Origin of the sequence: Microbacterium sp. SORGH_AS_0421 (assembly GCF_030818635.1) — a bacterium.
Classification (GTDB): domain Bacteria; phylum Actinomycetota; class Actinomycetes; order Actinomycetales; family Microbacteriaceae; genus Microbacterium.
This window is the reverse complement of record NZ_JAUTAO010000001.1, coordinates 861460-874318: the sequence shown is the minus strand read 5'-3', so window position 1 is coordinate 874318 and position 12859 is coordinate 861460. Positions and strand designations below refer to the sequence as shown.

Sequence of the window (12859 nt, the reverse complement as noted above, 5' to 3'; positions counted from 1 at the left end):
GGCGGGGCGCCCACCGGCGTCCCGCCCCGCGCTCCGTCGAGGCCGGGGCCGGCCACAGGACGTCAGGCGCCTGCCGTCATCCAGCGCCGCCCGCGCACCCGCAGTCCGAGGGTGAGCGCCCGCGCCACCATGTAGACGCCGAAGAACGCCGCCGCCAGCCACGCCAGACCGACGGCCCCACCGCCGGCGAACAGCGCCACCAGCACGAGCGCCGGCGCGTAGGGCACGAGGTTCAACAGTCCCGCCAGAGCGAGGTAGCGTGCATCGCCGGCCCCGATCAGCACGCCGTCGAGCACGAAGACGAACCCGGCCAGGGGCTGTGCGACGGCGAGCACCAGCAGCGCCGGTTGGATGAGCGCGGCGATCTCGGCATCGCCCGTGAAGATCAGGCCGATGACGCCCGAGGCGGCGGCGAGCACCGCCCCCACCGCGACGCCGAACCAGATGCCCCAGGCGCTCGTGCGCGAGAGCACCCGGCCGACCGCATCGGTGTCGCCGGCGCCCAGGGAGCTGCCGATCAGCGCTTGGGCCGCGATCGCGAGGGCGTCGAGGGCGAACGCCGCCGTCGAGAAGATGGTGAAGGCGATCTGCCATCCGGCGAGCTCGGCCGAGCCGAGCCCCGTCGCCACGGCGACCGTGGCCAGGAACGCCGCGCGCAGGCTGACCGTGCGCAAGAAGAGCCACCCGCCCGAGCGGACGGTGCTGCCGAGGCTCTCGCGCTGGAACCCGAGGGATGCCGTGTGCACCTGCGCCAGCCGCCGCGCGACGAGCACGTAGGCGCCGACCATTCCCCACTGCGCCACGACCGTGCCGATCGCCGAACCCGCGATGCCCCATCCGAAGCCGTAGATGAACAGCGCGTTGAGCAGCGCGTTGGCGCCGAAGCCGAGGCCGGCGATCCAGAGCGGAGTGACCGTGTTCTGCATGCCGCGCAACAGGCCGGTGGCGGCGAACACCACGAGCATGGCGGGCAGACCCCACATCGAGATCGCGAGATAGGTGCGCGCGTTCTCGGCGACATCGGGCGCGGCGCCGAAGAGGTCGACGATCCCGGGGGTCGCGAGAGAGCCGGCTGCGGCCAGGAGGGCACCCAGGCAGAGCGCGAGCCACATGCCGTCGATCCCGACGCGCACGGCCCGGCCGTACTCGCCCGCACCGTAGCGCCGCGCGACCGCGGGCGTCGTCGAGTACGCCAGGAACACCATGAGCCCGACGATCGTCTGCAGCACGGCCCCGGCGATCCCGAGGCCCGCGAGGGGAGCGACACCCAGGTGGCCCACCATCGCCGCGTCGACGATGAGAAACAGCGGCTCCGCGACGAGCGCGCCCAGGGCAGGCAGAGCGAGCCGCAGGATCGAGCGGTTCAGCGTCGCGGGCTGCGGGGTCGTCACGGTCCGAGCCTAGGGCGGGCCTCCGACACCGCCGCGGCGGCGCACCCGCGAGGGGCTCGGGCCGTTTCGAGCCCGCATGCATATCGGACACATATCCTGTCTCCATGACCGACACCCCCCGCTCCGGTCTCGCGCTCGACGAGCTCAGCGACGAGATCCGCCCCCAGGACGACCTGTTCCGCCACGTGAACGGCAGCTGGCTCGAGCGCACCGAGATCCCCGACGACAAAGCCCGTTGGGGCTCGTTCCACCTCATCGCCGAGCAGGCCGAGGCGGACGTGCGCACCATCGTCCAGGAGTCGCAGGATGCCGAGCCGGGCAGCGAAGCCCGCAAGATCGGCGACCTGTTCGCCAGCTTCATGGACACCGACCGCATCGAGGCCGCCGGTCGCGAGCCGCTCGCCGCGCAGCTCGACCGTGTCGACGGCGTCGCCGACATCCCCTCCCTGCTCCGGCTCATCGGCGAGCTCGAGCGCGACGGGATCAGCGGCCTGCTGACGCTCTTCGTCGAGCCCGATCCGGGCGACCCGACCCGCTACGTGCCCGTCGTCTACCAGGGCGGCATCTCGCTGCCCGACGAGAGCTACTACCGTCTCGACAACTTCGAAGAGACGCGGACCGCCTACCGTGCGCACATCGAGCGGATCCTGGAGCTCGCCGGAGTCGCCGAGGCCGCGGCATCCGCCGATCGCACTTTCGCCCTCGAGACCGACATCGCCGCGCACCACTGGTCGCGCGAAGACAGCCGCGACTCGGTGAAGACCTACAACCTGAAGACGTGGGACGACACCTTCGCCCTCGCGGGGATCGACCTCGAGCCGTGGCGCGCGGGGGTCGCCCCGGGGCACGACGAGGCGCTCGCCGAGGTCGTCGTCTATCAGCCGAGCTTCATCGAGTCGCTCGGCGCCCTGCTTGTGGAGGAGCGCCTCGAGGACTGGAAGGCCTGGCTGCGATTCAAGGTCGTGCACGCGGCCGCCGCCTTCCTCTCCGAGGCCTTCGTCGCCGAGAACTTCGCGTTCTACGGCACGCAGCTCACCGGCGTCCCCGTCAACCGCGAGCGCTGGAAGCGCGGCGTCAGCCTCGTCGAAGCGGCGCTGGGCGAGGCGATCGGAAAGGTCTACGTCGAGCGCCACTTCCAGCCCGCGGCGAAGGACGCGATGGACGGACTCGTCGCCAACCTCATCGAGGCGTACCGCCGCTCGATCCAGCGCCTGTCGTGGATGACGGACGAGACGCGCGAGCGCGCCCTCGCCAAGCTCGATACCTTCGTGCCGAAGATCGGTTACCCGGTCCGCTGGAAGGACTACTCCGAGCTCGAGATCACCGCCGACGACCTCGTGGGCAACGTCCGCCGGGCGCACGTGTGGGAGCACGACCGTCAGCTCGCCAAGGTCGGCCAGCCGATCGACCGTGACGAGTGGTACATGACCCCGCAGACGGTCAACGCGTACTACAACCCGCTCATGAACGAGATCGTGTTCCCCGCGGCCATCCTGCAATACCCCTTCTTCGACGCCGACCGTGACGCCGCGGCCAACTACGGCGGGATCGGCGCGGTCATCGGACACGAGATCGGGCACGGCTTCGACGATCAGGGCAGCCGTTTCGACGCCGACGGGTCGCTTCGCGACTGGTGGACGGATGCCGATCGCTCGGCGTTCGAGGAGCGCACCAAGGCCCTGATCGCCCAGTACGAAGCGCTCGTCCCCCAGGGGCTGAGCGAGGAGCACCACGTCAACGGCGCCCTCACCATCGGCGAGAACATCGGCGATCTCGGAGGGCTCGGCATCGCGATCGCCGCGTACCGCCTGTTCCTCGAGAGCCAGGGCGAGACCGATCTGAACGGACCGGTCGTGGACGGGTACACCGGAATCCAGCGGTTGCTGCTCAGCTGGGCGCAGATCTGGCAGCAGAAGGGTCGGGATGCCGAGACCATCCGCCTGCTCACGATCGACCCGCACTCGCCGAACGAGTTCCGTTGCAACCAGATCGTGCGTAACATCGACGCGTTCTACGACGCGTTCGAGGTGACCGAGGGCGATGCCCTCTGGCTCGACGCCGACCAGCGCGTCACCATTTGGTGAGGTCCTGTTTGTTGCTCTTCTGACGCGGAAGGAGCCACGCTCGTGGGCATGCCCCCGGTTCCCGAGTCCGCCCCGCCCGACCCCGTCGGCGGGCCGGTGGAGTCGTCTCGTCGCGACGCCCCGGCCCTCCGCGGAGCCGGACGCAAGGGACCGAAACGTCTGCCGCGTCGCGCCGCCGCGGGGCGTCGGTCGTTTACGGCGACCCTCCGCTCCCTCGACGAGCTCGCCTCGTCGGGCGCCAAGGTGTCGGTGCGCATCGACGACCTCGACGGGGGCTCGACGGAGGTGCTGGCGGGCGACGACTTCGTCACTCTTCCCGTCGGCGGCCTCGGTGTCGTTCCGTTGCTCATCGAGGCCGCGGCGTCGTTCGAGTCCGGCCGTCTCGACCCGCTCGAGATCATCGATCGGGCGACCGTCCACGGCGCGGCTCATGGCGGGGTCTGGCAGCACCTGAAGGCCCCGGCACTGCCCCTCGCCGACGTGGCGGTGCTCGCGGCTTCCTCCGGCGACGCCCTCGCCGTCAATGCCCTGCTGCACCGGGTGGGCCTGCAATCGGTGCGGGCGCGCGTCGAGCAGCTGCGGCTTCGCCGCACGGCCCTGCTCGACCGTTTCCGCGACGACCGCGGCCCCGACGACGCCCCCCACCTGGCACTGTCGACGGCTCGCGAGATGGCGCAGGTGTTCGCGGGGCTCGTGAACTCCACGATCGTCTCGCCGCAGGTCAGCGCGCAGGTCGCGGAGTGGCTGAGTCTGAACCACGACCTGTCGCTCGTGGCATCCGCCACCGGCCTCGATCCTTTCGCGCACGAGAACGACCAGCACGGGCTGCTGTTCATCAACAAGACCGGGCGTGCCCCGGGTGTCCGCGCCGAGGCGGGGGTGCTCGGCGGACCCCGCGCCGGAATCTCGTACGCGCTGATCGTGAACTTCGACGACCTCTCGATCGCCCACCGCCTGCGTGCGCACGACGCCTTCCGCGTGCTCGGCGTCGAACTGATGGAGTACGTGTACTGAGGGTGATCAGGCGGTTCGCACGCGCCACACGCTGCGCGAGCAGGCCGCGAACACCGTCGCCAGCACGATGATCGCCGCGCACCCGAGAAGCACGGGGGTCGCTCCGAGCTCGTGCGCCAGGGGCCCGACCAGGATCTCCCCGAGCGGGACCGCCACGAACGATCCGACCATGTCGTACGAGTACACGCGCGACAGCGCCTCGCGCGGAACCTGCGTCTGCAGCGACTGATCCCATGCGATCGCGAACAGCTCGATCGCGGCCCCTCCGACGGCGAACGCGCCCACGAGGAGCGCGAGCGTCGGTTGCACCGCGAGGACCGCGACCGGAAGGGCGACCAATGCCATGCCCGCGACGCCGAGACCGAGGGCGTGGCGCGGGCGCCATCGCAGGGCGATCACGGCGCCCACCGCGAGACCGGCGGTCTGTGCAGCGACGACGAGTCCCCATCCGCCGCGACCGAAGGTCTCGTCGGCCACGAGAGGGCCGAGCACGGTGGTGGCCCCGACGAACGCGGCGTTGAGCACGGCGAACTGCAGCACGACGATCCAGATCCACCGGCGGCTCGCGAACTCGCGCCACCCCCCGCGCAGGTCGGCCCAGACCGATGCCGCCGCGCCGGGGTCGACGGCATCCGTTCTCGCGGGAAGGCGCAGGCGGGTGAAGAACACCGCCGCGACGGCGAAAGCCGCAGCGTCCATCGCCAGGCCCCACCCGGGGCCGACCGCGGCGACCACCACCGCACCGACGGAGGCGCCGACGATGCCGCCGCCGTTCAGACCGAGACGCAGCAGAGCGTTCGCCGGCCGCAGCAGGGCGACCGGAACGGTGTCGGGGACGAGGGCGGCCGCCGCCGGAAGGCTCACCGCCGCGACGGCGCCGTTCACGACGCTGAGCAGGATGAGGATCGGGATGCCGGCGGTTCCGGTGAGCACGAGCACGGCGATCGTGCCCTGGGTGGCGGCGGCCGCCAGGGAGGATCCCACCAGTACCGCCCCGCGGGGGAGGCGGTCGGCGAGCACGCCGCCGAAGAGCAGCATCGCGACGTTCGCGACCGAGCGGGCGGCCACGACGAGACCCAGGTCGGCGGCCGACCCGGTCAGATCGAGCACGGCGAAGGCGAGGGCGATGGGTGCGACGGCGTTGCCGATGATCGCCGTGGTGCGTGCGGCGAGCAGCCAGCGGAACGGCGCGTGGGCGAGGGGACCGGTCATCGGGGGTGCCGGAGCGGGAAGAGGGCGGTCGTCATCGACACCGGTCGCGTCCCGGCGGTCCGCGGAGGTCGGGCCGCGGCATGCAGGAGAGCCGATGCCTCGCCGATGTGCCGGACGATGCGGGCCCAGACCTGCGGGTCGACCCAGAGCTCGGCATCCGCGGTCAGAGCCGGCCCATCGATCCGGGCGCGTGCGCGGCGCCGGAGCTCGTCGATCAGCGCTTCGACGTACTCCTCTTCGCTCTCGGGCGAGCGCTCGCCGGTGTGAGCGTCGGGATCGTATCGTCGGGACGAGCTCTCGTGGCGGTATCGCCGTGCCTCTCCGCCGCGCAGCCGCACCACCTCGACGACGCGGATCAGACCCGCCCGCTCGAGTACGCGCAGGTGGTAACTGGCCGACGCCTGCGAGACGCCGAGTTCGCGCCCGGCCTCGGCGGCGCTCATCGCCGCGCCGGTGAGCAGCGACAGCAGGCGCAGGCGCAGGGGGTGCGCGGTCGCGCGCAGCTCGTCGATCCGGGACATCCCGCCATCGTGGCGCGTCCGACCGCGACCGTCAAACGTCTCTTTGGGGGTCGGGCAGATGGTCCCGCACCTCGCGCCCGAGCGCAATCCCCGCTGTCGCGCCCCGACCCGCTGGGACGCTGGTGGCCTCGAAGCGAAAGAAGGGACCGAAGCCATGTCGGACACCACCCCCGCGAGCGATCCGTTCGCCAGTTCCACCGGGCCCGAGGCGCACTCCATCACCGACTGGACCGACCTCGGCCGCGAGATGTGGTCGTACCTGACCGGTCGCGGCGCCGCCGTGAACTACTCGTTCGTCGACATGACCGTCGAGGTGCCGCGCGACATCGGCCCCGACGCTCCCCGTGCGACCTGGAAGCTCAACGGCACCCTCCGCGTCACCACGAGCGACGACACCGCGGCCGGGTCCGACCCGTACCGCGGCAACTGAGGGGCGGCGCCGTCATGGTGCGCCTCGACATCGACCTCGCCTTCTCGGAGCACGAGGGACAGGATGCCGACACCCCGCCGTTCGAGGGTACGATCACGGCCGCGGGCACCGAGGTGCGCATCGTCGTGAGCGACCCCTCGCGGCTGCCCGGCAACGGCCGACGCACACTCGCCGAGCTGTCCACGGTGGCCGACGCCCTGGCATCCCGAGGCATCTCCGTGCGGCTCGAGGGCCCGGACGGGCCGATCCTGCACCTCGGGGACGTGAAGAAGAGTGCTCTTCAGCGGGCGATCACCGGGTCGCGCCACATGCGGCTGGGGTCGGTGGGGGCGGTCGCGCCGCTGCTCACCCGCCGCAACAAAGGGCGCGCGTTGACGTTCCCGATCCCGCCCGAGGCGCCGCTGCCGCTGGTGCCGACGGTCAATCGCACGGTGCGACGGCGCATCACGACGACGCACTACACGCCCGGATCCGGCCGCCCGCGCCTGATCTTCGCGGTGGGCGACGCGACGTGGGACGGCTCGCGCCCGCGGGAGTTCGACCTGTTGCCCACCACCACCGTGATCGGGTCCGGCGAGGGCGCCGACCTGCGGTTGCCCGGCCTCGCCCCGGTGCACGCCGAGATCCGGCACGAGGGCGACGACGAGTACGTGCTGTACGGCTTCGACGCCGTGGGTGGCGGTGGGGCGCGCGAGCAGGGCCCCGGACGCGATCGCGGAGGCCGGATTCTGCGCACCGGAGCGCGCATCGAGCTCGGCGACTGGCGCCTGGCGTTCTTCCGCGCCGAGTTCGCCGACCACGGCCGTCCGTACGGCGGACGCCAGGGCGGCGAGTTGTCGGATCAGCGCAAGCAGCCGCCGCGCGGCGGCACCGGCCCGCTCAGCCGGGCGACCGACCCGGAGTGATCGCGGGCGCGTGAGGGGCCGTCCCGCGGCACTCCCCGACGCCGAGACGGCATCTCGCTGACGAAACCGTTGCAGCGTGCAACGCAGCTGTCAGCGAGATGCCGTCTCGCGATGCGTCGGAGCGCCTGAGTCGCGTGCGCGGGCGTTCGGCGGCACGCGTCGGCCGACCCGCCTGCGGCGAGCCGAGCGCCGCGGCCGCGTCCCGGCATCCGGGGTCTAGAAGACGATCGTGTGGTTGCCGTGGCGGATGATGCGGTCCTCGGCGTGCCAGAGCACGGCCCGAGAGAGCACCTGGCGCTCGACGTCGGCGCCGCGACGCGCGAGCTCGGCGGACGAGTCGGCGTGCGTCACGCGGACGGTGTCCTGCTCGATGATCGGGCCCTCGTCGAGATCGCTCGTGACGTAGTGCGAGGTCGCGCCGATGAGCTTGACGCCGCGCTCCTTCGCCTTCTTGTACGGCTCCGCGCCGATGAAGGCCGGCAGGAACGAGTGGTGGATGTTGATGACCGGCACGCCGATCTTGTCGAGGAAGTCCGGCGAGAGGATCTGCATGTAGCGCGCCAGCACGACGAAGTCGACGTTGCCCACGAGCAGCTCGAGGATGCGGGCCTCGGACTCCGACTTGTCGGGACCGGGCGTCGAGGGCACGTGGAAGAAGGGCACACCGAACGAGCGCACGTCCTCGGCGGCCGTGGTGTGGTTCGACACGACCATGGGGATGCTCACCGGCAGGTCGCCGCGGCGGTGGCGCCAGAGCAGGTCGAGAAGGCAGTGGTCCTGCTTCGACGCGAGGATCGCCATGCGCTTCGGCGTCGACAGGTCGGTGAGCGTCCATTCGAGCTCGAAGCCCTCGCCGAGGGTCTTCGCGAGATCGGCCTCGATGTCGGGCAGAGCCACCGACAGGTTCGGGCGGTGGAACACGACCCGCTGGAAGTACGCGCCTCCGCGAGGGTCGTCGGAGTACTGGTCGAAGGCGACGATGTTGCCGCCCTGACGGGCGATAAGCGCCGACACCGCGGCGATGATGCCGGGGGTGTCGCTGCCGTGGACGATGAGGCACGCGTGATCGGGCTGCAGGTGGGGGCTCGCGGAGACCATCGGACCATTCTGCCGTGCGCGGGTGGTGCTCGACGACCAGGATTGCGGGGGCGGCGGTGCGCGGCGACCCGGGCCGGGGGTGCGCGGCGGATGCACGCTCCCGCAACCCGGGCGTCGGGCTACAGCCGCACGACGATCTTCTGCGCCGAGACGCCCTCGCGCTGGCGGTCGAGCGCCGGCTGGACGGCATCCAATCCCGAGCCGACCACGAGGGGCTCGGGAACGGATTTCAGCGTGCCGTCGGCGAGGCCCGCGGGGAGCAGCGTGCCCCACAGGGCCGGCCCGAGGTCGTCGTCGCGCAGGCTGCTGCCCCAGATGAAGCGCGATCGCACGCCCGCGCGCCGGGCGCGCAGCGCCGAGGTCACCGACGCGAGTCCGATGCGCGCGAAGACGGCGAGACCGCCCGGCAGCAGCCGTCGTCGGCCGGCGAGGTCGGCGAGCGACACGGGCGTGCTCGCCAGGGCCAGGGCCGTGCCGCCGGTGCGACGCAGCACCGCGAGGCACGCCTCGGCCGAGGTGGGGCCCAGGGCGATCGCGCCGACCACGCGGCGTCCGGCGATCCCGGCGACCAGGTCGTCGACCGCTCCCGGCGAGTGGTGGTCGACGACGACGTCGGCGCCCAGGGAGCGCACGAGGGCGGCGTTGCGGGGCGAGGCGGTGCTGACGACGTCGTACCCCGCGGCGCGAGCGAGCTGGACGGCGTTCATGCCCACGCTCGTCGAACCGCCCCAGACGACCACCACACCGCGCTCGGCGGAGACCGGGCGGCCCGGCTCGGGCAGCGGGAGCCCGAGGTGGGCCGGCTGGAACAGCGCGCATGCGGCGGTCGACACCGCGAGGGGCAGGACGGCCGCCTCCTCGTCGCTCATGCCGTCGGGGATGGGGGCGGCGAGGCGCTCCAGCAGCACGGTGACCTCTTGGAACGCCCCCTCGCGCAGGGGGTCGCGGCCACGGTCCGTGCCGGTGGCCAATCCGAACACGCGGTCACCCGGGCGGAAACGGCTGACACCGGGCCCGACCGCGACCACCTCGCCGGCCACGTCGGAGCCGAGCACGGCGGGTCCGCGCAGCCACCGGTACGTCATGCTTCCCGTGCCCTGGATCACCCAGTCCACCGGATTGACGGCGACGGCGCGCACCCGAACGAGTACCTCGCCCTCGCGGGGCTCGGGGGTGGCGACGCTGTCGACGTGCAGCCGGGCTCGGGGGGTGCGCAGGACGGCTGCGGAGTGATTCGGCACGACGATCTCCTCGGTGATGTCAGGGGGTGTCATCACTCTATCGGTGATGACATGAACTGTCATCACTTAGGCTGGTCTCATGGCCAGATGGGCACCCGACACCCGCGAACGCCTGCGCGCCGCCGCCCTCGAGCTCTTCGAGGAGAGGGGGTTCGCCGGCGCCACCGTCCCCGACATCGTCGCGCGGGCGGGGCTCACCGAGCGGACGTTCTTCCGCCACTTCAGCGACAAGCGCGAGGTGTTCTTCGGCGACGACGAGATCCCCGCCCTCGCGACCGCCATGCTGGCCGCAGCGCCCGCGGGTCCGCCGCCGTTCGCGGTCGTGTGGGGTGGCCTGCACGTTCTCGCCGTCGAGAGATTCGAGCCGCGACGCGAGCAGATGAGGTCGGCTCGCCGTCTCATCCGCGACGAGCCCGCTCTTCGTGAGCGCGATCTGCAGAAGCAGGACGCCCTGCGCGAGGCGATCGCCGCCGGGTGTCTCGCGCGGGGTGTCGATGCACTGACCGCCCGCGTCGTGGCCGGCATCACGGTCGACCTGCTGCAGACGGCCCTCGACGAGTGGCTCGGCGACGACGACGTCGCTCCGCTGACGGCGCACCTGGCGCGGGTGCGCGAGCGGATGCGCGCTGTTCTGGCCGACCCGGTCGAGTAAGTATCCCGGCCCCGGTGTCGGAGGTCGCCGATAGCCTGGACTCGTGACCAACGCCCTCCGCCTCGACCGGCCGGGGTGGCGTACCTGGGTGCTGTGGGGCGTCGGGGTGCTCGCCTACGTGGTCTCCATCGTCAACCGCACCTCCCTGTCGGCGGTGGGTGTCGACGCGGCCACGCGCTTCCACGCCGACGCGTCGGCGCTGTCGATGTTCGCCGTCATCCAGCTCTTCGTCTACGGCGCGATGCAGATCCCCGTCGGCCTGCTGCTCGACCGCTTCGGCGCGCGGCCCATGATCGCGATCGGCATGGTGCTGATGGCGGCGGGTCAGCTCGTGATGGCCTTCGCGGATGCCGTGGGGATCGGCATCCTGGCCCGTGTCCTCATCGGCGCGGGGGACGCCGCGATCTTCCCCAGCGTCCTGCGAGTGATCGCGACGTGGTTTCCGGCGCAGCGGGCGCCGCTGCTCGTGCAGTTGACGGGCATCATCGGTCAGTTCGGCCAGATCATCGCGGTGGTGCCGCTCGCCGCGCTCCTGCACGCCACCAGCTGGAGCGTCGCGTTCGGCAGCGTCGCGGGTCTCGGCGTGCTCTTCGCCGTGCTCACCTTCGCCATCATCCGCAATCGCCCGCCCGAACGTCGCGCCGACCCGGTCGACACGACCGTCGACACCCAGACGGGCGCGATCAAGGTGGTGCGATCCTCGGCCGACCTGCGGCAGGGCTTCCGCGAATCGTGGGCGCATCCCGGCACGCGTCTCGGGTTCTGGTCGCACTTCGCCACCCCCTTCGCGGGAACGGCCTTCATGCTGCTGTGGGGCTTTCCCTTCCTGACCGCGGGCGAAGGACTGGCGCCGGCGACCGCGTCGCTGATCATGACGACGCTGGTGCTGTTCGGCATCCTGTGCGGGCCCGTGATCGGCGCGCTGTCGAGCCGGCATCCCACGCGCCGTTCCCGGTGGCTCGTGCTGCCGGTGATCGTCTTCCAGGCGGTGGTGTGGGTCGCCGTCATCGCCTGGCCGGGGCCGGCGCCGGTGTGGCTGCTCGTCGTGCTGATGTTCGCCCTGTCGACCGGCGGACCGGCGTCGATGATCGCCTTCGATCACGCGCGGACTTTCACCCCCAGCCATCGACTGAGCACGGCGACCGGCATCGTGAACGGGGGCGGGTTCCTCGCGGCGCTCCTGGCGATCCTCTTCATCGGCGTCGCGATGGACCTACAGGGCGCCGGTACGCCCGACACCTACTCGCTCGACGCGTTCCGCATCGCCTTCCTCGCACAGGTGCCCCTATGGCTGGTCGGGGGCGCGGCGATCGTCGTCGAACGCGGTCGGACGATCCGCCACGTGGGCGGCGTCGACAAGCTGCGTCCGTCGGATCGCTGACGTGCCGCCCGGCGCGCCGGGGACGCGGCGGGCGATGCGGATGCGGCACCACGCCGGGGATCGATCTCCGGGGCCGCCCTTCGTGTCACCGGGGGCTTACTCGCCGTCGACCCGGCCGAGCGTACGGGCCCATGCGAGTGCGTCCTCGGACGCGCCGTCGGCCGACAGGTGGTCGCCGAGGAGGTAGGCGGCCGTATGGTGCGCGCGCAGCTCCGTGAGCACGGCGTCGGGGTCTCCCTCGGCGACGAGGTCGACGACGCGTTGGTGCCGTGCCGCGCGCTCGAGCAGAGATTCCGCCCCCGCTTGAGCGTGACGGTTCAGCCGCATGAGGATGGCGACGGGTAGGGCGATCGCGGCGTAAGCGGCGTTCAAGTGGTCATTGCCTGCCAGGGCCACCAGCGCCGTGTGAAACTCCAGGCCGTCGCGGGGAGCGCTCTTCTCGTCGCCGGCACGCGCGCTCTGCTGCATGGCGTGCATGGCCGCCCGCAGGCGCGCGAACGTGTCGCCGGTCGCGGGAACCCCCTGGCGCACCGCGAGGGTCTCGAGCTGTTCGCGCACGGTGGTCACGTGGAAGGCGTCTTGCAGGGTCAGCTGCACGACGCGGCTCCCCGCGCGCGGCACGTGGACGATCGCGCGTTGACTCTCGAGTGCGCGGAGGGCCTCACGAAGAGACTGTCGTCCCACGCCGATCTCCGCGGCGAGCGAATGCTCGGTCACGTGAGCGCCCATCGCGAGTCGTCCGTCGATGATCCGGGCGCGCAGTTCTGTCGCGGCGATCGCGGTGACGCTCTCGGGGCCGTCGATGACGCCGCCCTCTCGACGTCCCCGTCCCGGGGTTGTCCGCTGCATCTGGATTCCTCCCGCCACAACCCCTCTGCTCCGATGGGTTAGGGTAGCCTTACTCAGTCGACCATGACGCATCAAGGATAC

12 protein-coding genes are annotated in these 12859 nt (G+C 71.7%); 6 read left to right on the top strand and 6 right to left on the bottom strand.

Features of this window, described 5'->3' with window-relative positions:
* Positions 1-62: 62 nt before the first annotated feature.
* Positions 63-1391, bottom strand: a complete 1329-nt coding sequence (locus tag QE416_RS04080; protein WP_267788548.1) for an MATE family efflux transporter — start codon at positions 1389-1391, stop codon at positions 63-65.
* Between the two features lie 104 nt (positions 1392-1495).
* Between QE416_RS04080 and QE416_RS04075 the strand changes: the two genes are divergently transcribed.
* Complete coding sequence (locus QE416_RS04075) at positions 1496-3475, top strand: M13 family metallopeptidase (protein WP_307313721.1); 1980 nt, start codon at positions 1496-1498, stop codon at positions 3473-3475.
* A 48-nt stretch (positions 3476-3523) separates the two neighbouring features.
* On the top strand, positions 3524-4489 hold the full coding sequence (locus tag QE416_RS04070; RefSeq protein WP_307313719.1) for a serine hydrolase: 966 nt from the start codon (positions 3524-3526) through the stop codon (positions 4487-4489).
* A gap of 6 nt (positions 4490-4495) precedes the next feature.
* Here QE416_RS04070 and QE416_RS04065 read toward each other — a convergent pair whose 3' ends face one another.
* Both QE416_RS04065 and QE416_RS04060 read right to left on the bottom strand, forming a co-directional pair.
* Positions 4496-5701: an MFS transporter gene (locus QE416_RS04065; RefSeq protein ID WP_267788542.1), complete on the bottom strand. Its 1206-nt coding sequence runs from the start codon at positions 5699-5701 to the stop codon at positions 4496-4498.
* Positions 5698-6222: a helix-turn-helix domain-containing protein gene (locus tag QE416_RS04060; RefSeq protein ID WP_307313715.1), complete on the bottom strand. Its 525-nt coding sequence runs from the start codon at positions 6220-6222 to the stop codon at positions 5698-5700. Before QE416_RS04060 ends, QE416_RS04065 begins: the two co-directional genes overlap by 4 nt.
* 154 nt (positions 6223-6376) lie before the next feature.
* On the opposite strand from QE416_RS04060, the gene QE416_RS04055 reads away from it, so the two are divergent.
* Positions 6377-6652 carry a hypothetical protein gene (locus tag QE416_RS04055; RefSeq protein WP_267788538.1) on the top strand — a complete coding sequence of 92 codons (276 nt, stop codon included), beginning with the start codon at positions 6377-6379 and terminating at the stop codon, positions 6650-6652.
* 14 nt (positions 6653-6666) lie between these two features.
* Positions 6667-7557 (top strand): FHA domain-containing protein, encoded by an 891-nt coding sequence (locus QE416_RS04050; protein ID WP_307313713.1) that lies wholly within the window; start codon positions 6667-6669, stop codon positions 7555-7557.
* 216 nt (positions 7558-7773) lie between these two features.
* On the opposite strand, the gene purU is transcribed toward QE416_RS04050, so the two are convergent.
* Positions 7774-8655, bottom strand: a complete 882-nt coding sequence (gene purU / locus QE416_RS04045) for a formyltetrahydrofolate deformylase (RefSeq protein WP_094735542.1) — start codon at positions 8653-8655, stop codon at positions 7774-7776.
* A gap of 119 nt (positions 8656-8774) precedes the next feature.
* A complete protein-coding gene (locus QE416_RS04040; RefSeq protein WP_307313709.1) occupies positions 8775-9929 on the bottom strand; it encodes a zinc-binding alcohol dehydrogenase family protein in 1155 nt (384 codons plus the stop codon).
* Positions 9930-9975: 46 nt separating this feature from the next.
* Between QE416_RS04040 and QE416_RS04035 the strand changes: the two genes are divergently transcribed.
* Positions 9976-10548 (top strand): TetR family transcriptional regulator, encoded by a 573-nt coding sequence (locus QE416_RS04035; protein WP_307313706.1) that lies wholly within the window; start codon positions 9976-9978, stop codon positions 10546-10548.
* A 43-nt stretch (positions 10549-10591) separates the two neighbouring features.
* Positions 10592-11929 carry a nitrate/nitrite transporter gene (locus QE416_RS04030; protein WP_307313705.1) on the top strand — a complete coding sequence of 446 codons (1338 nt, stop codon included), beginning with the start codon at positions 10592-10594 and terminating at the stop codon, positions 11927-11929.
* Positions 11930-12025: 96 nt separating this feature from the next.
* Here QE416_RS04030 and QE416_RS04025 read toward each other — a convergent pair whose 3' ends face one another.
* Positions 12026-12778 carry a GntR family transcriptional regulator gene (locus QE416_RS04025; RefSeq protein ID WP_307313703.1) on the bottom strand — a complete coding sequence of 251 codons (753 nt, stop codon included), beginning with the start codon at positions 12776-12778 and terminating at the stop codon, positions 12026-12028.
* Positions 12779-12859: the final 81 nt, after the last annotated feature.

Bases quoted from the DNA above. Each gene is read 5' to 3' on its own strand.
- QE416_RS04055 (WP_267788538.1), top strand. From the start codon at position 6,377: ATGTCGGACACCACCCCCGCGAGCGATCCGTTCGCCAGTTCCACCGGG.
- QE416_RS04025 (WP_307313703.1), bottom strand. From the start codon at position 12,778: ATGCAGCGGACAACCCCGGGACGGGGACGTCGAGAGGGCGGCGTCATC.
- QE416_RS04040 (WP_307313709.1), bottom strand. From the start codon at position 9,929: ATGACACCCCCTGACATCACCGAGGAGATCGTCGTGCCGAATCACTCC.
- QE416_RS04035 (WP_307313706.1), top strand. From the start codon at position 9,976: ATGGCCAGATGGGCACCCGACACCCGCGAACGCCTGCGCGCCGCCGCC.
- QE416_RS04075 (WP_307313721.1), top strand. From the start codon at position 1,496: ATGACCGACACCCCCCGCTCCGGTCTCGCGCTCGACGAGCTCAGCGAC.
- QE416_RS04060 (WP_307313715.1), bottom strand. From the start codon at position 6,222: ATGTCCCGGATCGACGAGCTGCGCGCGACCGCGCACCCCCTGCGCCTG.
- QE416_RS04070 (WP_307313719.1), top strand. From the start codon at position 3,524: ATGCCCCCGGTTCCCGAGTCCGCCCCGCCCGACCCCGTCGGCGGGCCG.
- QE416_RS04050 (WP_307313713.1), top strand. From the start codon at position 6,667: ATGGTGCGCCTCGACATCGACCTCGCCTTCTCGGAGCACGAGGGACAG.
- purU (WP_094735542.1), bottom strand. From the start codon at position 8,655: ATGGTCTCCGCGAGCCCCCACCTGCAGCCCGATCACGCGTGCCTCATC.
- QE416_RS04065 (WP_267788542.1), bottom strand. From the start codon at position 5,701: ATGACCGGTCCCCTCGCCCACGCGCCGTTCCGCTGGCTGCTCGCCGCA.